The sequence below is a fragment of the Streptomyces aurantiaciflavus genome, from assembly GCF_049808595.1.
Classification (GTDB): Bacteria; Actinomycetota; Actinomycetes; order Streptomycetales; family Streptomycetaceae; genus Streptomyces.
This window is the reverse complement of record NZ_JBNCAQ010000011.1, coordinates 244,800-264,955: the sequence shown is the minus strand read 5'-3', so window position 1 is coordinate 264,955 and position 20,156 is coordinate 244,800. Positions and strand designations below refer to the sequence as shown.

18 protein-coding genes and 1 pseudogene are annotated in these 20,156 nt (G+C 72.8%); 9 read left to right on the top strand and 10 right to left on the bottom strand.

The window, feature by feature from the left end:
• The first annotated feature begins 34 nt into the window (after positions 1–34).
• The 3 genes from ACPT94_RS15970 to ACPT94_RS15960 all read left to right on the top strand — a co-directional run bounded on the left by ACPT94_RS15970 (position 35) and on the right by ACPT94_RS15960 (position 2,810).
• On the top strand, positions 35–877 hold the full coding sequence (locus tag ACPT94_RS15970) for a PP2C family protein-serine/threonine phosphatase (protein ID WP_360345933.1): 843 nt from the start codon (positions 35–37) through the stop codon (positions 875–877).
• A 76-nt stretch (positions 878–953) separates the two neighbouring features.
• Positions 954–1,970, top strand: coding sequence for an MASE1 domain-containing protein (locus ACPT94_RS15965; RefSeq protein WP_425246106.1), 1,017 nt, complete (start codon positions 954–956; stop codon positions 1,968–1,970).
• A gap of 156 nt (positions 1,971–2,126) precedes the next feature.
• Positions 2,127–2,810: a DUF899 family protein gene (locus tag ACPT94_RS15960; RefSeq protein WP_425246105.1), complete on the top strand. Its 684-nt coding sequence runs from the start codon at positions 2,127–2,129 to the stop codon at positions 2,808–2,810.
• Positions 2,811–2,861: 51 nt separating this feature from the next.
• On the opposite strand, the gene ACPT94_RS15955 is transcribed toward ACPT94_RS15960, so the two are convergent.
• On the bottom strand, positions 2,862–4,250 hold the full coding sequence (locus ACPT94_RS15955) for a hypothetical protein (protein ID WP_425246104.1): 1,389 nt from the start codon (positions 4,248–4,250) through the stop codon (positions 2,862–2,864).
• A 113-nt stretch (positions 4,251–4,363) separates the two neighbouring features.
• Between ACPT94_RS15955 and ACPT94_RS15950 the strand changes: the two genes are divergently transcribed.
• Positions 4,364–5,608, top strand: a complete 1,245-nt coding sequence (locus tag ACPT94_RS15950; RefSeq protein ID WP_425246103.1) for a molybdopterin-dependent oxidoreductase — start codon at positions 4,364–4,366, stop codon at positions 5,606–5,608.
• 316 nt (positions 5,609–5,924) lie between these two features.
• Here ACPT94_RS15950 and ACPT94_RS15945 read toward each other — a convergent pair whose 3' ends face one another.
• From ACPT94_RS15945 to ACPT94_RS15935, 3 genes and pseudogenes are all read right to left on the bottom strand, one after another.
• Positions 5,925–6,689 carry a class I SAM-dependent methyltransferase gene (locus ACPT94_RS15945; RefSeq protein ID WP_360345941.1) on the bottom strand — a complete coding sequence of 255 codons (765 nt, stop codon included), beginning with the start codon at positions 6,687–6,689 and terminating at the stop codon, positions 5,925–5,927.
• 398 nt (positions 6,690–7,087) lie between these two features.
• Positions 7,088–7,690: pseudogene (locus ACPT94_RS15940) on the bottom strand (TIGR04282 family arsenosugar biosynthesis glycosyltransferase); the annotation flags it as partial.
• Positions 7,691–7,713: 23 nt separating this feature from the next.
• Complete coding sequence (locus tag ACPT94_RS15935) at positions 7,714–8,418, bottom strand: glycosyltransferase family 2 protein (RefSeq protein ID WP_425246102.1); 705 nt, start codon at positions 8,416–8,418, stop codon at positions 7,714–7,716.
• A 116-nt stretch (positions 8,419–8,534) separates the two neighbouring features.
• Here ACPT94_RS15935 and ACPT94_RS15930 point away from each other — a divergent pair, with 116 nt between their 5' ends.
• Positions 8,535–9,290: a response regulator transcription factor gene (locus tag ACPT94_RS15930; RefSeq protein WP_425246101.1), complete on the top strand. Its 756-nt coding sequence runs from the start codon at positions 8,535–8,537 to the stop codon at positions 9,288–9,290.
• The gene (locus ACPT94_RS15925) at positions 9,283–10,395 is read left to right on the top strand and encodes a sensor histidine kinase (RefSeq protein ID WP_425246100.1); all 1,113 of its coding nucleotides are present in this window, start codon (positions 9,283–9,285) and stop codon (positions 10,393–10,395) included. Before ACPT94_RS15930 ends, ACPT94_RS15925 begins: the two co-directional genes overlap by 8 nt.
• 40 nt (positions 10,396–10,435) lie before the next feature.
• On the opposite strand, the gene ACPT94_RS15920 is transcribed toward ACPT94_RS15925, so the two are convergent.
• Positions 10,436–11,437 carry an NAD-dependent epimerase/dehydratase family protein gene (locus ACPT94_RS15920; protein WP_425246099.1) on the bottom strand — a complete coding sequence of 334 codons (1,002 nt, stop codon included), beginning with the start codon at positions 11,435–11,437 and terminating at the stop codon, positions 10,436–10,438.
• Between the two features lie 124 nt (positions 11,438–11,561).
• On the opposite strand from ACPT94_RS15920, the gene ACPT94_RS15915 reads away from it, so the two are divergent.
• Positions 11,562–12,305 carry a flavodoxin family protein gene (locus ACPT94_RS15915; protein ID WP_425246098.1) on the top strand — a complete coding sequence of 248 codons (744 nt, stop codon included), beginning with the start codon at positions 11,562–11,564 and terminating at the stop codon, positions 12,303–12,305.
• 197 nt (positions 12,306–12,502) lie between these two features.
• Here the strand turns inward: ACPT94_RS15915 and ACPT94_RS15910 are convergent, their stop codons facing one another.
• Together ACPT94_RS15910 and ACPT94_RS15905 are read right to left on the bottom strand one after the other, a co-directional pair.
• The gene (locus ACPT94_RS15910) at positions 12,503–14,092 is read right to left on the bottom strand and encodes a S8 family serine peptidase (RefSeq protein ID WP_425246097.1); all 1,590 of its coding nucleotides are present in this window, start codon (positions 14,090–14,092) and stop codon (positions 12,503–12,505) included.
• Positions 14,093–14,416: 324 nt separating this feature from the next.
• Positions 14,417–14,911, bottom strand: a complete 495-nt coding sequence (locus ACPT94_RS15905; RefSeq protein ID WP_360345955.1) for a hypothetical protein — start codon at positions 14,909–14,911, stop codon at positions 14,417–14,419.
• Positions 14,912–15,152: 241 nt separating this feature from the next.
• Between ACPT94_RS15905 and ACPT94_RS15900 the strand changes: the two genes are divergently transcribed.
• On the top strand, positions 15,153–16,427 hold the full coding sequence (locus ACPT94_RS15900) for a PP2C family protein-serine/threonine phosphatase (RefSeq protein WP_425246096.1): 1,275 nt from the start codon (positions 15,153–15,155) through the stop codon (positions 16,425–16,427).
• A 49-nt stretch (positions 16,428–16,476) separates the two neighbouring features.
• Here ACPT94_RS15900 and ACPT94_RS15895 read toward each other — a convergent pair whose 3' ends face one another.
• Positions 16,477–17,490, bottom strand: coding sequence for an ABC transporter permease (locus ACPT94_RS15895; RefSeq protein WP_360345957.1), 1,014 nt, complete (start codon positions 17,488–17,490; stop codon positions 16,477–16,479).
• Positions 17,491–17,530: 40 nt separating this feature from the next.
• Complete coding sequence (locus ACPT94_RS15890; RefSeq protein ID WP_425246095.1) at positions 17,531–18,565, bottom strand: substrate-binding domain-containing protein; 1,035 nt, start codon at positions 18,563–18,565, stop codon at positions 17,531–17,533.
• A 231-nt stretch (positions 18,566–18,796) separates the two neighbouring features.
• Between ACPT94_RS15890 and ACPT94_RS15885 the strand changes: the two genes are divergently transcribed.
• The gene (locus ACPT94_RS15885) at positions 18,797–19,558 is read left to right on the top strand and encodes an ATP-binding cassette domain-containing protein (protein ID WP_360345961.1); all 762 of its coding nucleotides are present in this window, start codon (positions 18,797–18,799) and stop codon (positions 19,556–19,558) included.
• Positions 19,559–19,644: 86 nt separating this feature from the next.
• Here the strand turns inward: ACPT94_RS15885 and ACPT94_RS15880 are convergent, their stop codons facing one another.
• Positions 19,645–20,127 (bottom strand): DUF5994 family protein, encoded by a 483-nt coding sequence (locus ACPT94_RS15880; protein WP_425246094.1) that lies wholly within the window; start codon positions 20,125–20,127, stop codon positions 19,645–19,647.
• Between the last annotated feature and the right edge of the window lie 29 nt (positions 20,128–20,156).

Here is a 20,156-nt window from a genome sequence, read left to right as displayed (position 1 = left end):
GGCGCGACTCCGAAGGGACCCGGAGTGTGATGCCATGCTTCACCGCCGCACCGCCCCGCCCGGTGGCACCGGAGACATCCTGCGGACGCTCGCGGAACTGACCAGCCGGATACTGGACCGGATCAAGTTCCAGCAGGCCCGCGTGGAGCTCGCTGCCGCGCTGCAGCGCCAGGTCCTCGCCGCCGAGCTGCCGGTCCTGCCCGGTCTGCAGGCGGCGGGACGGTACGTGCCCGCGCGGACCGGGCTCGACATCGGAGGCGACTGGTACGACGGCTTCCTCATGGTGGACGGCTCGGTGGGTTTCGCGATCGGGGACGTGCAGGGCCACGATGTCGAGGCCGCGGCGCTCATGGGGCAGGTCCGCGCCTGCCTCAGGGCCGTCGCGACGGCTGCCACGGACCCGGCGGAGGTGCTCCGGCGCACCAACGACGTGCTCGTCGCCATGGACTCCGGGCTCTTCGTCACCTGTACGTTCCTGCGCTTCGACCCGGCCACGGGCGAGCTCGCCGAAGCTCGCGCCGGGCACGTGCCCGCCGTCTGGGCCAGGGCCGACGGCCGCTGCGACATCGTGCTGAACGACGGCGGTCTGCCGCTGGGCATCCACGCGGGCGAGAGCTACCCGTCGACCCGCCGTTCACTGACCGACGTGGGCGCCTTCGTGCTGATCACCGACGGCGTGGTGGAAGGCCCCGGCTACCCGATCGACGAGGGGCTCGAGCGGGTGGCGGCACTGGCCGGCAGCGCCTGTCGCACCGACCCCGACGAGCTGGCCGCGCGGATAATCGAGGTGGCGGACTTCACCCGCCACAGCGACGATGCCGCGGTCCTCGTCCTTCGCTACGGAGGGCTTCCGGAGCAGCGGCAGGGCGAAGGGTGAGCGGCATGCGCGGCCTGAACGACGTGTCCGACGCCGGTCCGGCACGCCCGCCCCGGCGCACCGGGGGCAGGCGGGCATGACCGGTGCGGCACGCGGTGCGCGGCTGCGGCCGTACGCCGTCGAGGGCCTGCGACTGGCCGCCGTGGCGGGCGCCTACTACGTCAGCGCCAGAATCGGGCTGCAGCAGCAACTGGTGCGGGGGCAGGTCACGCCGTTCTGGCCGCCCACCGGCATCGCCCTGGTCGCCCTGATGCTGTGGGGCCTTCGTGTGTGGCCGGCCGTCGCGCTCGGGGCGTTCCTGGTGAACGTGACGCTCGGGCCGTCGATCCTCCCCGTGCTCGCCATCACGGTCGGCGACACGCTCTCGCCGGTGTGCGCCTTCCTGCTCCTGCGGCGCGTGGGATTCCGTACCGCTCTGGACCGGCTGCAGGACGCTCTGGCGCTGGTCTTCCTCGGGGCCCTGACCGGGATGCTGCTCAGCGCGACCGTCGGCACGGGGGTACTGGTGGCCTCCGGTGCGCTGACGTCCCAGGACTTCTGGCCGGCCTGGTCGGTGTGGTGGACGGGCGACGCGATGGGTGTCCTGGTGGTCGCGCCGCTGCTGCTGGTCGCGCGCAACGCCTGGTGGCCGAGGGGGGTGCCCGTGCTGCGCTGGGCCGAGGCGGTGGCCCTGCTGGGCGGTACGGCAGCGGTCACCCTGGTGGCCACCAACAGCTCGGTCAACCTGCTCTTCCTCGTCGGCCCCTTCCTGATCTGGGCGGCCTTCCGTTTCCAGCTGGCCGGCGCGGCGCCCTGCGTGCTGTTCACCTCCGTGATCGCGATCCACGCGGGGGCCGAAGGCTCGGGCCCCTTCTCCGGTCACGATCTCCTCGCCCAGATGGTCATCCTGCAGGCCTTCAACGGCACCGTGTCGCTGACCGCGCTTCTGCTCTCGGCGGTCATCACCGAGCGGGACCGCACGCTCCGGGAGATCGAAGAGGCATGCGACCGCCTGACGGAGGCGCTGGCCCGGCTCGCGCCGGACGAGGCACTCGACCAGTGGCCGTCCTCCCGGCCGGAGGAACGGGATCACCGCAAGCGGAACCGCCCTTGACGCGCCAGGGCCCGACGTCACCGGCGTTCCGCTCGAGTGTCGGCTGAGCCAGGAGCCGCCCTAGACTCGAGGGAACGGTTCGGGGACGCGGGGCGCGGGCTGGGAGCCGGCCAGCCGGAGCGGGAACCGAGGGGGCGGCCACCCCAGGAGGACGCGATGTTGCGGCACACCAGACTGGCCGGGGAATCGGCGGAGTACCTCGAAGCCCGCGAAGAGCTCCGCACGGCCGAGATCGACCTCATGCGCCACCGCGAGAAGGTCGCGGCCCTACGACGGGCCCTCCCACAAGGCCCGCCCGTGGACGACTACGTCTTCCTGGAGGGCCCCGCCGACCTCGACGCGGGCGACACACCGGTCCGTGAGGTCACCCTGAGCGGGCTGTTCACCGCCCCCGACCGGCCACTGATCGTGTACCACTTCATGTACGGCAAGCTGCAGACCAGCCCCTGCCCGATGTGCACCCTGTGGATCGACGGCTTCAACGGCATCGCCCGCCACCTCGCCCGCACAGCGGACTTCGCCGTCGCCGCGGCCGCCGACCCACCCACCCTGCGGGAGCACGCCCGCGACCGCGGCTGGCAGCGGCTGCGTCTGCTGAGCTGCGGCGACAGTACGTTCAAGTACGACCTGGGCAGCGAGGACAAGGACGGCGAACAGGACTCCACGGTGTCCGTCTTCACCCGTGACGGCGACGGCACGATCCGCCACTTCTACTCCGCCCACCCCCGTATGGCCGACGACATCGACCAGCGCGGCATCGACCTCCTGACCCCCGTCTGGCACCTCCTCGACCTGACCCCACGGGGGCGTGGGGACTGGTACGCGGGCCTCGACTACTGACCGTCTTGTGCCTTCTCGGACGGCGAGGGGGGTCGAGCAGTGGGGAGCCGGTCACCACCCGGTGAACAGCAGGTGGTTCAGGAGCAGCGCGAGCAGCGCCTGGGCCGTCAGCCAGGCACGCGGACGAGTGAGGAACGCACAGGCCGGGAGCAGCCACATCGCGAAGGGGAGCCAGATGCGTTCCGTCTCCGCCTTGCTCATGCCGGACAGGTCGGCGACCAGCAGGGCGAGGAGGGCGGCGGACACGAGGAGCGCGAGGCGAACCTCGGCGGTCCGGTCGGGGAGGTCGCCGCGGTGCCGGACGATCACCGCGCCGGCCCGCCGCAGCCCCGCCGCCGTCGCCAGGCCCGTGATGAGCACCGTGCAGGCCAGGTTGGCCCACACCCAGTAGCCGTAGGGACGGATGCCGCCCACCCCCTGGTGGTAGCGCGTGACCAGCAGGCGGTACGCCTCCCACCAGTCGAACCCGGCGAGCGTGAACGCCGTCGGGACCACGGCCGGCCCGGCGAGCAGCGGCACCAGCAGGGCCGGGCGTCCCCGGATCCCGTGCCGGCCGAGCGTCAGCACCGCCGCCGCGATCAGTGCGACGAGCGTGAGGCCGTACGACAGGTAGCAGGTCAGGCCGAGCAGCAGACCGGACGCCCCCATCCACAGCAGGGACCGTCCGGTGACCGCCAGCGCCAGCAGCGCCACCGCCCACGCCGCCACCGCCGCGAAGTAGGCGTCGGCCGAGGTGCCCATCCACACGGCGGCCGGGGCCAGGACGAGGTAGGGCGCCGCCCTGCGCGCGAGTGCCTCGCCGGCCAGGGCCCGGATGGTGACCAGCACGGCCAGGCAGGCCGTCGCCCCGACGGTGATGCACCACACCCCGGCCCAGCCCCCGCCCCCCAGCCCGATCCGGTCGAGCAGGACGAAGGTGAGGGTGGCGGCGGGCGGGTGTCCGGCGATGTGGGCGGGCCAGTTGTCGGGGGAGTGCAGAAGGATGTGCTGGGAGAAGTCCCGCAGGGCTGCCGGGATGTCGTGGAAGCGGTCGACGACCTGGAGGTACTCGTGGCGGGTGGTGAGCCTGCCCGCGACGCCCCGGTGCCAGCCGTCGACCAGGGCCAGGGAGAAGATCCACGCCGTGGCCGCCCCCCATGTCGCCGGCAGCAGGGCCCGCCAGGGGAGACGGGCCGCGAGGGTGGGGCCGTACGCCACGGTGGCGATCGCCACGAGGACGGCCGCCGGAGTGCCGGGGCCCAGGTGGGGTTCCCAGGACGCCAGCAGCGGGGGCCAGTGGACGAACAGCGTACGGCTGGTCCCCTGGATGTGGCGGCCGACCAGCACGGCCGCCGTCACGAGCAGCACGGCGGCACCGGCGGTGTACAGATCACGGCGGAGGCCGCGGGGCACTCGGGAGTGCGTGGCGTCCGGCTCGGCGGAGGGCAGGGTGCGGATCACATCGGCACGCTAGGCCGCGCGGACGGTCACGGACCGCCGTCCGGGCCCGATGTCAGCGTTTCGTCATGGGTCGAGCGCCCTTTCCCGGGGTGGTCCCGGCCTACGGTCGGCTCATGCGAGACGATCCACGCGATCCGCGGCTCCCCACGTCCCCCGGTTTCTGGCGCAGCCCCCTGCGCGGCCCCTGGTTCACCTCTGTGCTGGGCCTCGTCCTGCTCGTCGGCATCACCGTGCTCTTCGTGACGGGCCTGGTCTCGTACGCCGCCTACAACCCGGACCTGTCGCCGGTGAACGACAAGACCCCGGACAAGGGGATCCTCGGCTTCTACCTCTTCGCCTGGCCGACGAACCCGCACTGGCTGTACCGGCTCAACCAGGGCGTCCACGTCACCCTCGGCATCACCCTGATCCCCGTCCTGCTCGCCAAGCTGTGGTCCGTGGTGCCGAGGCTGTTCGCGCTGCCCCCGGCCCGCTCGCTCACGCACGCCCTGGAGCGGATCTCACTGCTGCTGTTGGTCGGCGGCGGGCTGTTCGAGTTCGTGACGGGTGTGCTCAACGTCCAGCTCGACTACGTCTTCCCCGGCTCCTTCTATCCGCTGCACTTCTACGGGGCGTGGGTGTTCTTCGCCGCGTTCGTCGCCCACGCGCTCCTGAAGATGCCCACGGCGCTGCGCAACCTGCGGCGCCTGCGGGAGGAGAAGAACGACCTGGTGTCCCCGCGCCCCGCCGAGCCGACCGTCTCCCGGCGGGGTGCCCTGTGGTTCGTGGGGGGCGGCGCGCTGCTGCTGTTCGTGACGACGGTGGGGCAGAACTTCGGCGGCCCGCTCCGGCGCACCGCCCTCCTCGCCCCGCACGGCGGCGGCGATCCCGGCAGCGGCCCGAACGGCTTCCAGATCAACAAGACCGCCGGGTACGCCGGGATCGTCGCCGCGGAGACGCGTGAGGACGCGTGGCGGCTCGTCGTGACGGGGCGCACGGGCACGGTCCGCCTCCGCCGGGACGAACTGCTCCGACTCCCCCTGCACAGCGCGGCCCTGCCCATCGCCTGCGTGGAAGGCTGGTCGACGTCGGACCAGTGGTGGCGCGGGGTGCGGCTGCGCGACCTCGCGGCGCTCGTCGGGTACGACGAGGGCAACCTGCCGGACGTGTTCGTCGAGTCCCTCCAGCGGCACGGCGCCTTCCGGCGCGCCGCCCTGCGCGCGAACCAGGTGGCCGACCCGCGTTCCCTGCTCGCCCTGTACGTCAACGGCGAGGAGCTGTCCCCCGACCACGGCTACCCGGCGCGGATCATCGTGCCCGCGGCGCCCGGTGTGCTCAACACCAAGTGGGTGGCCCGGATGACGTTCGGAGACCTGTGATGCGCCGGCTGCGGATCCCTGTCGGGAGTCCCTTCCACCTTCTCCTCCTCGTCTGCTCGTTCGCGCTCGCCGCCTACGCGGGCGTGCGCCTCCTCGCCGACGACTGGTTCGGCGTGGTGCTCTGGCTCGTGGGGGCGGCACTGCTGCACGACCTCGTGCTGCTGCCGTTGTACGCGGCCGTGGACCGGGCGGTCGTACGAGGCCTGGGAGCGGCCCGGCGGCGGGAGTGGGTGCCGTACGTGCGCGTGCCGGCGGCCCTGTCCGGGCTGCTCCTGCTCGTGTGGTTCCCGTTGATCAGCGGCATGGTGGAGCGGCGCTACCGGTTCGGCACCGGGTTGCCGGCGGACGTGTTCCTCGCCCGCTGGCTGCTGATCACCGCCGTCCTGTTCGGTGGCTCGGCGCTGCTGCTGGCGCTGCGACTGCTGCGGTTGCGCAGGGCGGCGAAGCGCCGTCCGCCGGCCGTCCACTGATCGTCCTGCTTCCAGCCCCGTGCGTACCGGAGCAGGGCCCGCGTGCCGAGCCGTGCCCAGGGGAAGGGGGCGGCGGTCGCACCGCCGTCGGTGAGGTCGACGACCCGCACCTCGGAGCGCTCGTCGACGTCCACCGGGGCGGTCTCGGCGATCAGCAGGCCGCCGGGGCGCAGGAGCCCGGCCACCCGGTCCAGCAGGGCGCGTGGATCGCCGCCGATGCCGACGTTGCCGTCCATGAGCAGGACGGTGTCCCAGCGGCCCTCGCCGGGCAGCGGCTCGAAGACCGAGCGCCTCAGCGCCTGACCCCCGAGCCGCACGGTGTGGTCGACGGCGGCCTCGCTGACGTCGATGCCGAGGACGGCCCGGCCCCGGGCGGCGAGTTCCGCCACCAGCCGCCCGGGCCCGCACCCCACGTCCAGCACGGTTCCCTCGCACCGGTCCAGCACGTCCCGGTCGACCACGTCGGCGCCGGCGCACCAGCGCTCCACCTCCAGCGGCAGCAGCCAGCCGTCGGCGCGGCGCAGGAACAGCGGGCCGTGGCCGGCGCGCAGGGCGGCGGCGTAGGGGTCGGCGGCCGCCCAGGCGAGGGCGGTGGCGGGCGCGCGGCTCACCGGGGGAAGACCGGGCGCGGGGTCGGCTCCGCGGCGACAGGCCGGGATACCCGAGGAGAGCCCGGCCGCGCGTCGGGTGGAGCGTCCCCTCGCGTGTCGGGTGGGGAGTGCGGTGCGGCGGCCGGTGGGCGGTTTCGTCGCGCGTCTTGGGGGGAGTCCGGTGCGCCGGCTGTTGGGCGATTTCGTCGCGCGTCCTGGGGGGAGTCCGGTCCGCCGTCCCGTGGGGAGTTCGGTTTGGAGTCCGGCCCCGTGGCCGACTGCGGGTCCGGTCGGGTGTCCGGCCCCGTTCCCGGTTGCGGGTACGGTTCCCTGATCGGCCGTGCGTGCGGCCCGGCCGCCCGCAGCGAGTACGGCCGCGTGTCCGGCCCGGTGACCGGCCGCGACTTTGGCCCCGGCACCGCCGTACACCGGGCAAGCCGCGCCGCGAAGCCTCCCTGTGGGGCCAGGGCGGCGACGGCGTGGGCGTCGGCGGCGGTGTCGACGTCGCGCAGGCACGGCAGATCGCGCACCCGCAGACCGGCGGCGGTGAGCCGGCCTCGTTGGACCGCTCCCGTCGTGGAGGTCGACATGGGCACGCCCCGCAGCAGGGCGGGATCGGGCTCGGCCAGGCCGAGGGCCCAGAAGCCACCGTCCTCGGCCGGGCCGAACCACGCGTCGCAGTCGGTGAAGTCCACGGTGAGCAGTTCCGGTGTCACCTGGGGGGTGTCCATGCCGATGAGCAGGGCCGGGCCGTCGCAGCGCGCGAAGGCGTCCGCCAGCCGCTCGTCCAGCCCGCCCGCGCACTGCGGTACGACGTCGAAGCCGGGCGGAAGCCAGGGGCCGGGGGCGCCGTCGAGGACGAGGACGCGCCGGGAGGCGGGCGTGGCCGCCACGGCGTGCAGCGTGTCCGCGAGGGCCGCCTCGGCAAGCTCCGCCGCTTCCCCGGGCGTGAAGGGCGGGGTGAGCCGGGTCTTCACCCGTCCCGGCCGTGGCTCCTTGGCGATGACGAGGAGCGCGGGCAACGGACTGGAGGGACTCAGGGGGCTCAACGGACGGTTCCTCCTCCGTGCGCGGGTGTCTCGCTCAGCACGCGGCTCATGTCCCGTACGGCCTGCCAGGTGCCGCGCCAGGTGCCCGTCACCTTCGAGGCTCCGGCGCGCGGCAGGTACGGCACGTCGTGCTCGGCGATCCGCCAGCCGGCGTCGGCCGCGCGGACGACCATCTGGAGCGGATAGCCGCTGCGCCGGTCGGTGAGGCCGAGAGCGAGCAACGGCTCGCGGCGGGCGGCGCGCAGGGGACCGAGGTCGTGCAGGCGCAGCCCGGTGCGGCGGCGCAGCATCCGCGCGAGCGCGAGGTTGCCGGCCCGGGCGTGCGCGGGCCACGCGCCCCGGCCCTGCGGACGCCGCCGGCCGAGCACCAGGTCGGCCTCGCCGCCCCGCACTTCGCGGACGAAGGGGACGAGGAGCGACGGGTCGAGGGTGGCGTCGCAGTCGCAGAAGCACACCACGTCGGCGGTGGCGGCGGTCAACCCGGCGTGGCAGGCGGCGCCGAAGCCCCGGCGCGGCTCGGTCACGACGGTCGCGCCGTACGCGCGGGCGACCGCGGCAGAGCCGTCGGTGGAACCGTTGTCGACGACGAGGGCGCGCCAGCCCGGCGGGATCCGTTCGAGGACCCAGGGCAGGGCCTGGGCCTCGTCGAGACAGGGCAGCACCACGTCGACGTCTGAGGATGTCGTCGTCACGGTCCTCACCCTACGAATGCAAACCGGGCATATCGGACTCCTGGTCCTTACGAAACGCGGACGTCAGAGGCCAGGGCGGTGCTCGGGCGAGGCACCGGCGGCCGCGCGGTGCCAGGCTGGGGGGCATGCAGCAGCAGCCGTACGAGCCCCTGCGGGCACAAGCCGCCGGCGGGTCCCCCCGGATCCTGGTCGTCGACGACGATCCGACCGTCGCCGAGGTCGTCGCCGGGTATCTGGACCGCGCCGGTTACGCCGTCGACCGCGCCGACGACGGACCGACGGCCCTCACCCGTGCCGCCGCGCACCGGCCGGACCTGGTCGTGCTCGACCTGATGCTGCCCGGCATGGACGGTCTGGAGGTGTGCCGGCGGATCCGCGGTCACGGCCCCGTGCCGGTCATCATGCTCACCGCCCGAGGCGACGAGGACGACCGCATCCTGGGCCTGGAAGTCGGCGCCGACGACTACGTCACCAAGCCCTTCAGCCCCCGCGAGCTGGTGCTGCGCGTGGAGTCGGTGCTGCGCCGCAGCCGCCCCGCCGCCATCGGGCACCGGCTGGGGGCGGCCGGCCTGACCGTCGACCCGGCGGCCCGCCGGGCCACCAAGAACGACACCGAACTCGCCCTCACCCTCCGCGAGTTCGACCTGCTCTCCTTCTTCCTGCGCAATCCGGGGCGGGCCTGCAGCCGCGAGGACCTGATGCGCGAGGTGTGGGGATGGGACTTCGGCGACCTGTCGACCGTCACGGTCCACGTCCGCCGCCTGCGCGGCAAGGTCGAGGACGACCCGGCCCGGCCCCGCCTGATCCAGACCGTGTGGGGCGTCGGCTACCGCTTCGACCCCACCGGGCAGGCCGCACAGGAGGAGACCGGCTGTGCGTGACACCCTTCTCATCGCCCTGTACGCCTTCGCCGGCGCCGCCGCCAGCGGCCTGGTCGGAGCGGGCGTACTGCGTCTGATCCGGCGCCGCTCGCTCACCGCCTCGCTCACCGTGGTCGCGGCGGTCGGGGTCGTCGCGATGCTCGCGGGCACGCTCGCCGTGGCCTGGGCGATGTTCCTCTCGTCGCACGACCTGACCGTCGTCACGACCGTCGTCGCCATGGCGGCCGTCGTCTCCCTGGCCACCGCGCTGCTGCTGGGCCGCTGGGTCGTGGCCCGCAGCCGCGAACTCGCCGTGGCCGCACGCTCCTTCGGCGACGACGGCGACTTCGCCGCCCCCGACGGCCCGGCGACCGCCGAACTGGAGTTCCTGAGCCGCGAGTTGGCGGCCACCGGCGCCAGACTCGCCGAATCCCGTGCGCGGGAACGCGCGCTGGAGACCTCCCGGCGGGAACTCGTCGCCTGGATCTCGCACGACCTGCGCACCCCGCTGGCCGGACTGCGCGCCATGTCGGAGGCCCTGGAGGACGGCGTCGCCGCCGACCCCGACCGCTACCTGAAGCAGATGCGCACCGAGGTGGAACGCCTCAACGACATGGTCGGCGACCTCTTCGAACTCTCCCGCATCCACGCCGGCACCCTGCCCCTGACGCCCACCCGGATCTCCCTCTACGACCTGGTCGGCGACGCGCTGGCGGGAGCCGATCCGCTCGCCCGGGAACGCGGGGTGCGGCTGGTGGGAGGCCGGATCGAGCCGGTGCCGGTGGAGGTGGACGGCAGGGAGATGAGCCGCGTACTGGGCAACCTGCTGGTCAACGCCATCCGCCGGACCCCGGCCGACGGCACGGTCGCCATCGCCGCGGAGCGCTCCCCCGAGGGCGTGGTGCTGTCGGTGACGGACGGCTGCGGCGGCATCCCGCCCGAGGATCTGCCGCGCGTCTTCGACACCGGCTGGCGCGGCACGCACGCCCGGACGCCTCCGGCCGGCGCGGGCCTGGGCCTCGCCATCGTCCGGGGGATCGTGGAGGCCCATCAGGGCAGCGCCACCGTACGCAACATTCCCGGCGGTTGCCGTTTTGAGGTGGTGCTGCCCGTCGCCGCTTCCTGAATGCGGGCAGCACCACCGGTCCACCGCGACCGGCAGGGGGCTATGCGCCCCGCATGCCGGCCCGCGCGAATTCCGCCATCCCCGGCTCGAACCCGACCTCCGGCTTCCACCCCAGCTCGGCCCGCAGCCGCGAGGAGTCCGCGGTGATGTGCCGGACGTCCCCCAGCCGGTACTCGCCGGTGACGACGGGCTCGGGTCCGCCGTACGCGGCGGCCAGCGCCCGTGCCATCTCGCCGACGGTGTGCGGGTCACCGCTGCCCGTGTTGTACGCCGTGAGCACACCCCGGGCGGCCGCCGCCTCCAGCGCCACCGCGCCCGCCGCCGCCACGTCCCGGACGTGCACGAAGTCCCTGCGCTGCCGCCCGTCCTCGAAGACGCGCGGCGCCTCGCCCCGGGCGAGCGCCGAGCGGAAGAAGGAGGCCACACCGGCGTACGGGGTGTCGCGCGGCATCCCCGGCCCGTACACGTTGTGGTAGCGCAGCGACACCGCCGATCCGCCGGTGCAGCGGGCCCAGGCGGCGGCCAGATGCTCCTGGGCGAGCTTGGTCGTCGCGTACACGTTCCGGGGATCGGCCGGGGCGTCCTCACCGACCAGCCCGGGGGAGAGGTCCTGCCCGCACACCGGGCACGCGGGCTCGAACCGGCCCGCCTCGAGGTCGGCGACGGCACGCGGCCCGGGCCGTACGACCCCGTGCCGCGGGCACTCGTACCGCCCCTCCCCGTAGACCACCATCGACCCGGCCAGCACCAGATGCCGTACGCCTGCCTCCGCCATGGCGGCGAGCAGGACGGCCGTACCCAGGTCGTTGTGCGAGACGTACTCCGCCGCGTCGGCGACTCCGTTGCCGAGCCCGACCATCGCGGCCTGGTGGCACACGGCGTCCACGCCGGGCAGGGCGCCCGCGACGGCGGCCCTGTCCCGCACATCGGCGCCGGGATCCTCCCGCACGTCGAACACGAGCGGCTCGTGCCCGCGCTCCCTGAGCGCGGTGACGACATGGGACCCGATGAACCCGGCACCGCCGGTGACCAGTACACGCATACGGTCACGCTAGATCCGCACCGCCGCCGCGCCACGGGACCGCGCCCGTACGTCATGACTCCGTAAGGCCTGCGCGGGTGCGTCGGACCGGGACAAACCGGGCTTCCCGCGAGACGCTGCCCCCATGACCACCCCACCCTCCGCCGACGTCCCGGGCGATGCCGCGTACCGCTACGACGACCTGACCGCCCTGTACATCAACTGCACCCTCAAGCCGTCCCCGCAGCTCAGCCACACCCAGGGCCTGATCGACAGGAGCGCGGCGATCATGATGTCGTGCGGGGTCACCACGTCCGAGATCCGTGCCGTCGACCACGACATCGCGCCCGGCGTCCACCCCGACATGACCGAGCACGGCTTCGTGGCGGACGAGTGGCCCGCGCTGTACGAGCGGGTGATGGCCGCGGACATCCTGGTCATCGCCGGGCCGATCTGGCTCGGCGACAACAGCTCGGTGACGAAGAAGGTGATCGAGCGTCTCTACGCCTGCTCCAGCCTCCTCAACTCCCAAGGGCAGTACGCCTATTACGGCCGTGTCGGCGGCTGTCTGATCACCGGCAACGAGGACGGCGTGAAGCACTGCGCGATGAACGTCCTCTACAGCCTCCAGCACCTCGGCTACACGATCCCGCCCCAGGCGGACGCCGGCTGGATCGGCGCGGCCGGTCCCGGGCCGTCGTACCTCGACCCGGGCTCGGGCGGCCCGGAGAACGACTTCACCAATCGCAACACCTCCTTCATGACCTGGAACCTGATGCACCTCGCGGCGCTGCTGAAGCGCGCCGGAGGCGTCCCCGCCCACGGCAACCAGCGCTCGGAGTGGGACGCCGGCTGCCGCCCCGGTGCGGACAACCCCGAGCATCGCTGACCGGTTCCGGGGCGGACGCGAGGGTGCGCAGGCAAGCGGTGCGTCATCCGCCGCGCAGCCCCGGGAGGCCGCCCCGTTCCCGCGAGCCGTCGGTCCCGGCTCGCGTCGACCGCGAGGTGCACGAGCCCGGCGGCAAGCCGAACGGCGCCCGTCCCGACGGGACGGGCGCCGTTCGTGGCCGGGCCGGGCGAGTTGTGCTAGCCGGCCATGGAGGGGGCGTAGGGGGACAGGGCCGGAGCGAGTTGCACTCCGGGGGCCAGGCCGAGGGCGGTGAGCGCGTCGGGCAGGCCGTGTCCGACGCGTGCCGCCTCCATGGTGCCGGGGGCGGCCAGCGGGCGGCAGCTGGCGGCGATGATCTCGAACAGGTGCCGCACCCGGCCGGGTCCGCGGGGCAGCAGCTGGCCGTGGAAGTCCTCGTGGTGAGCGAGGACGAGGGCCGCGAGACCGGCGACGTGGGCCGAGGCCGTGCCGGTGCCGTCGAGGGCCGCGTATCCGCCCTGCGGCGAGCACGACAGGACGGCCACGCCGGGGGCGGCCGCGTCGACTCCGGGGCCGTAGCAGCTGAACGGCGCGGCGAACAGCCCTTCCGGGGTCAGCGGCGGGCCCACATGGGTGGCCTGGGAGCTGTCCGGTGGGAAGGATCCGAAGACCCCGAGCGCCCCCACGGCGAACACGGTGGGCAGGGAGGCCGGGAAGCAGACCGGTCCGCCGGAGTCGCCCGCCGGGGCGACGCAGGCGATGCCCGCCGCGCCCGCGTCGGCCAGTTTGCGCGAGACCAGCGCCGACGGGTACGGCGTCGCCACGGCGATGTGTGCGACGTCCACCTCGCGTTCGATGCAGTGGTCCAGGGCGGCGATGAGGTCGCTGAAGCAGCCGCCGGGCAGCACCTGGCAGACCTCGATCTCGGCGTCGACGGCGGTGCCGATGACGCCCTTGCCGGTGTCCGCCCCGGCGATGACGCCGGCCGCGTGGGTTCCGGTGCCCACCGTGTCGTGCGCCCAGCCCTCCTCCGTGCCGCGGACGAGATCGACCCCGCCGCGCACCCGCTGCTTCAGGTCGGGATGCTCGGCGGCGACGCCGGAACCGATGAGCGCGATCCGGATCCCGAAGGCGCGGAACGTGGGAGGCAGCCGGTCCAGCCGCATGGCCTGCTGGCCCCAGCCGTACTGCTGTCTCTCCTCCAGGCCCGGGTACAACTTGGCCAGCGGCGTGAGGGTGACGAGGTTCTCCTCGCTCGCCGACAGCTCCGGACGGTTGATCCAGCGGTCGGAGTAGCCGCCCACCGGCCGGACGTACAGGGACTGGACGGACTCCACGGTGTCCGAGGACAGCGTGACGGTGACCGTCCCGTCGGCCCCGGTGACGCCCTGGCCGGGCCACGACGACCCGATGAGGAACACTCCCGCGCCGGCCAGCGGTTCCCCTTCCGGGCCGCAGACGCGCAGCGAGATCTCCACAGGCTGCTCCAGCGGCAGGACCAGCCCCGGATCGCGCAGCGGCAGGACCCCCGCGGCCGGCGGGGCGGGGATTCCCCCCGCGGACAGCGGCAGGTCCGGCTCGATGTGCACGTGCAGTGTCCGCATCGCCGGCAGTTGGGTCTCGGGTGCCTCGACGACCGCGATCTCCGGGCAGGAGGGGGCCAGCCCGGCCGACTGCAGCTTCTCCGACGGCCGGAGTCTGCGGGTCACCGTGACCTCGGGCATCCGGTCCAGCCGGTCGCACACCGCGTCCATGCCGAGTTCGGGCACTCCGGGTGGGAGCAGATGCTGCGGCAGCGGTGTCACCATGTACCGCTCCCGGCGCGGCTGCACCTGGATCGGTGACCGCGCGCCCTTCGTACGCGGCTCCTTCTCCCTGTCCACGGGTCCGGGTGCGGGGCCGCCGGCCCCCGCGCCGCCCCCGGACCCGCTCGCGCGGCTGTTTCCGGGCCTTTCCTTGACCATCACGTCCACCTTCACCACGCTTACGTCGTAAATCGTGCTCCTGATCCGGGTGACGGGGCAGTCGGCGCCTCCGCCGGGAAACGCTTCCACGGAGAAACGTTTCCATGGTGACGCGGTGCGCCCGGGTACTGCTCCGGGCGCACCGCTTCACGCTGCCCTGGCTAGAGGTCAGCCGATACCGAACGGCTGACCCATCTGGCCGTAGCCGAAGCTGGGCTGCTGGTACTGGTGGCCGAACCCGCCGCCCCACTGCTGCGCGCCCTGCTGACCCTGCTGGCTCTGCTGGAGCAGCCCCACGATCGCGGTGGGCAGCGCCTGCTGTACGGACTGCTCCACGGCGTGGCGGATGCCCGCGTGCAGCGAGCGGTGCAGCGCCAGCGCCAGGTACGGGTGCGCCTGCTGGGCCATGCCCGGCTGCTGCTGCACCTGCTGCTGGATCTGCTGGATCTGCTGGAACGTCTGCTGCACCTGCTGCGCGACCTGCTGGGCCGTCTGCTGGCACGCCTGCTGGATCGTCTGCTGCACCAGCTGCGCGATCTGCTGCGGGCCGCCGAGCTGCTGGCCGCCGAGCTGCTGGCCGCCGAGCTGCTGGCCGCCCAGCTGCTGACCGCCGAACTGCGTGCCGTACTGCTGGAGGGGCTGAGGACCGGTCATCACCGACATGGATGCTCCTTCCGGTGTACTACGGGAGTGCCAATACAGGTTTATATCGGCACTATCGGGATAATTCCGACGTCCTGAAGCTACGGGTGCACAGTCACGCTCGCAATCGGGAGGGTCACTCTCCGTGATGCAGGGGGGCGCTCTGGTGCCCTCGCACGAGGCGCGCCCGGGTGCGCCGGCTCCCCCGGCTCGTACATTGAGAGGTGGGAAATCCGGGGGTCCGGGATGGCGGGCAGCAGCCATGCAGACATCGAGAAGCGCGTCGCGGATCGACTACGCGGCACTGTTCGCCGCCACGCCGAGCCCCTATCTCGTCCTCGGCCCGGATCTGGTGATCGTCGACGTCAACGACGCGTATCTGCGGGCGACCCGGCGTACCAGGGACGACCTGGTCGGGACGTACATCTTCGACGCCTTCCCCGACAACCCGGCGGACCCCGACGCGGACGGGGTGAGCAACCTCAGCGCCTCGCTGCACCGGGTCCTGGCCACCCGGCAACGCGACACGATGGCGCTGCAGAAGTACGACATCCCCGTCGTGGACCGGCCGGGCGCCTTCGAGGAGCGCTGGTGGTCCCCGATCAACACCCCGGTCACCGCCCCCGACGGGACCGTCGCCTGGATCATCCACCGGGTCGAGGACGTGACGGAGTTCGTCCACTCCGTCCGCTCACGCCGGGAAGAGGCGCACGACGAGCCGCCGGCCTCCGGCAGGAAGGTCCAACTGGAGGCCCTCGAGGCGGAGCTGTACGCCCGGGCGCAGGAGCTGCAGCGCCTCAACGAGGAGCTGCGCCGGGCCCACGCCCGCGAGCGCCAGGTCGCCGTCACCCTCCAGGAGGCGATGCTCACCTCCCCGGACCTGGTCCGCCACCCCGACATCGGGGTGCGGTATCTGCCCGCCGTGGGTTCGCTCAACGTGTGCGGCGACTGGTACGACGTGATCGACCTGCCCGACGGCTCCTTCGCGGTGTCGGTCGGCGACGTCGTCGGCCACGGCCTGGAGGCCGCCGTCGTCATGGGCATGCTCCGCAGCGCGCTGAGCGCCGCGACCCGTACCGTCGAGGGCCCCGCCCAGGCCCTGGAGGTGTTGTGCCGGTACGCCCTCTGCGTGGACGGGGCGCTCACCACCACCGCGGTCCACGCGGTGATCCACACGAGTGAACGCCTGATCGCCTACAGCAGCGCCGGCCACCCGCCCCCGATCCTGCTGCACCCCGGCGGCATCTGTGACCTCCTCGACCAGGCCACCGACCCGCCCCTCGGCGCGCACGCCGAGCACGTCCCCCGGACCGAGGCGCAGGTGCCCTACGCCGTCGGCGACACCCTCATCCTCTACAGCGACGGGCTCATCGAGCGCCGGGGCGAGGACATCGACGCGGGCCTGCACCGTCTGTGCGACGCGCTCTCCCACTCGGCCCACCTCGGCCCCGATCACCTCACGGACGCGCTCCTGGCCCGCTTCGGGGTCAGTGGCGGCGCCCGCGACGACATCGCGCTGATCGCCGTACGCCTCTGACCGCGCGGCGCTGAACGTGGCTCACCCGGTGGGCGGTCGTTCGCCCGGGTCAGCGGGTGCCGCCTCTGCGCAGGACCTTGTCCACACCGACGGCGACGACGACGAGGGTCCCGGTCGCGACGTCCTGATAGAGGCTGTCGATGCCCGCCTGGGTGAGGCCGGAGCGGAGCACGTTGACGATGAGCGCACCGATCAGCGTTCCGACGACGCTTCCCCGGCCGCCGAAGAGGCTGGTCCCGCCGATGACGACGGCGGTGATGCTCTCCAGGTTCGCCGCCTGGTACGCGTTGGGGTCGGCGTTGGGGATGCGGCCGAGGGCCGCCCAGGCGGCGATGCCGTAGAGGAGACCGGCGACGACATAGACCGACAGGACCGTGCGCGGGACGTTGATGCCGGTCAGACGGGCGGACTCGGGTGCGTTGCCGACGGCGTAGATGTGCCGGCCCCAGCCCGTCTTGGTGAGCACGTACCAGAAGAACGCGTACAGCCCCAGCAGCAGGAACGTCCCCCAGGTGACGAGTACGCCGCCGAGGTGGACGCCCTGCCCCCAGAAGTCGAGCAGATCGCTGGTCACCGGATAGCTGCGGGAGTCGGAGTAGAGCCTGCTCGTGGCGTAGACGACGCTCAGCGCGCCGAGGGTGACGATGAAGGGCGGCAGGCCCACCCTGGCCACGAGCAGGCCGTTGACGAGCCCGAGGAAGGCCGCCACGACCACGCCGAGCAGCAGCGCCGCCGCGGGGTCGCCGCCCTCGAAGACGAGCTTGGCCATGACGATCGTGCCGAGCACGGCGATGGCCCCGTTCGCCAGGTCGATGCCCGCGGTGAGGATGATCAGGGACTGCCCCAGCGCGAGGATGCCGATCACGATGGTCTGCTGCAGCACCAGCGAGAGGTTCCCCGGCGTCATGAACGTGTCCGTCGTGAGCGAGAAGACCAGTACGGCGACGGCCAGGGCGGCGAGGGGGCCGACCGCCGGTGCGCGCAGGGCGTACCGCAGCGCCTCCCGCAGCGGGGTGCCCGGCTCTCTCTCGGCGGCGCGGCTGGTGATACCGGGAGATCTCATGATCCTTTACTGGTTCCTTCCACCGGTCGGCGCCCCGGGGTCATCCCCAGCAGTGCTGGAGTCCCCAGTCCGTGTCGTGGGACGCCAGTCCCCGCACCGGCTTGTCGGTGATGAGTTCCGTGCCCGTGTCCGTGAAGCCGGACGGTTTCTTCCCGCTCTCGGCGAACTCGGTGACCGCGGCCACGCCCTGATCGGCCATCCTGACCGGGAACTGCATGACGGTGGCCGCGTACTTGCCGGCTCTGACGGCCCGCACGCCCTCGCATCCGCCGTCGATGGTGCCTATGGTCACCTGCCGGGTGAGGCCGCGGCCGGCGATGGCCGTGGAGGCGCCGTCGGCCACCGGTTCGTTGATGGTGTAGACCGAGTTCACGTCGGTGGTCCGCTGCAGCAGGTTCTCCGTCGCGGTCTGCGCCATGTTGCGGTCGCCGTTGGTGTTGGCCCGTCCGCGGATCGCCGGTGAGTCGTCCTTGATCTTGAAGCCCTCGAGGAACCCGTTGTGCCGGTCCTGGCTGACCGAGGAGCCCTCCGTGCCGTCCAGCATGAGCAGCTGGGGGGCCCGGCCGGCGAGTACGGCCCTGACGTAGGCGCCCTGGAGGCGTCCGGCCTTGAAGTTGTCGGTCGCGTACGTGGCGTCCGTGGCGTCCAGCGGTTCCGTGGCGCTGTCCAGCGCGATCACCAGGATGCCGCGCCGCCGGGCCTCCTCGATGGCGCCCAGGACCCCCGTCGTGTTCGACGGTGTGATCAGGATTCCCTGCACGTCGCGGGCGACGAGACTCTCCACCGCGGCGACCTGGCCCTCGTTGTCGCCGTCGAACCTGCCGGACAGGGCGATGAGCTCGGCGCCGTTCTTCTTCGCCGCGTCCGCGGCGGCCTTGCGCATGGTCACGAAGAACGGATTCGTCTCGGTCTTGGTCACCAGACCGATCGTGACCTTCCGCCCACCGTCCCCCGCCGAGTCCTGGCCCCCGCCACAGCCGGTGGCGAGCAGCAACACGCCCACCAGGAGGAGTGCGGCACCTTGCCCGGGGCGCCGGAGCCGACTGCGCTTGCGGACGGTGTGATGGTGCGCCATCGGTGCCACCCTCCTCCGGCCGGGTTCAGCGTAGGGAAGTCTCTGTTGGTCTACATGTGTGTCCAGATTGTTAAGAAATATCGCAGCACATACCCCTAAGTCTCTCCGTGTCGGCCTCGGCTGAGGAAGTTGCGGCCGTCCCGGGAGCGGCGAAAGATGGTGTTCCGGCGATCAGTGATCCACCGAGGCGGTGCGGCGTCACCGCGATCGGGCGGAGAAGGTGAGAGTCGCGTGACTGGGCCGCCCCTGCTGTCACTGCGCGGAATCTCCAAGCGATTCGGTGCCGTCCAAGCGCTCATGGATGTCGACCTGGAGCTCCGCAGAGGCGAGGTTGTCGCTCTGCTGGGCGACAACGGCGCCGGCAAGTCCACCCTCATCAAGGTCATCGCGGGCGTCGCCCCCGCCGACCGGGGCGTCATCGAGTGGGAGGGCCAGGCCGTCCACATCAGGACCCCCCGGATCGCTCAGCGCCTGGGCATCGCGACCGTGTACCAGAACCTGGCGCTGTGCGACGACCTCGATGTCGCCGAGAACCTCTTCCTGGGACGGGAACGGCGGTGCGCCGGTGTCCGGGGCCGTCTGTTCCGGTTGATGGACACCGACGGCATGCGCGGGGAGGCGCGACGGCAGCTCGACGCACTGGGCATCCGGGTGCCCGACGTACGTGCCCCGGTCGCCTCCCTGTCCGCGGGCCAGCGGCAGACCGTGGCGATCTCCCGGGCGCTTCTCAGCCGGCCGAAGGCCGTCCTCCTGGACGAGCCCACCGCGGCGCTGGGTGTCTCCCAGGCCGGCCATGTCCTCGACCTCGTCGACGAGCTCCGCGAACAGGACATCGGGGTGATCCTCATCAGCCACAACCTGGGAGACGTCAAGGCCGTGGCGGACGAGGCGGCGGTGCTGCGCCTGGGCCGCAACAACGGCTTCTTCCATGTGCCGACCACACCCCAGGACAGGATCTTCTCCTCCATCGTCGGCGCCACGAGCAACGACTGATCGAACCGTGCACTCCGACGGGGGTTGGGAACTGCTGCGCTGGGCGTGTTGCGAGTGTCCGGCCCGCTCGCGGGCCGGTGCGGCGTTCAGCCGCCGTCGTCCCCGAAACCGACCTTGGCGAGCGCCAGCATGTGCGCGGCCGTCAGCGCGTTCCGTGGATCGGCCGCTGTGGTCAGCAACCAGGTCGCCGCGGCGAACGACTCGCCGGGCGGGATGACCAGCAGCTCCCAGCGGCCCACGGTGTCGCAGTCCAGGGCGATGGCGTGCGCTTCGGCGTCCACGGCCGACAGGGCCACTTCGATCACCCGGCCGGGTGCCATGACCGTGCGCGGGACGTCGGGCCAGGCGACGGCGTCCACGGTGACGCGGGTGACGGTGCCGAGGCCGGGCCCCAGTGAGCCGACCAGCGCGGGCAGCTCCAGTTCCAGCATGTCGCAGCGCGGCCACCACGCCCCGTCGAGCGGGCCGTGGCCGACGCTCGGCGCGAGTGCCAGCCGGGCGACGGGCATCCGGTAGGTCCGTGCTCCGTCCGGGGGGACACCCTCGGCCGACGTTGCGGTGACGTCCATCGTGCGATCCCGTCCCGGACGGCGTCTGG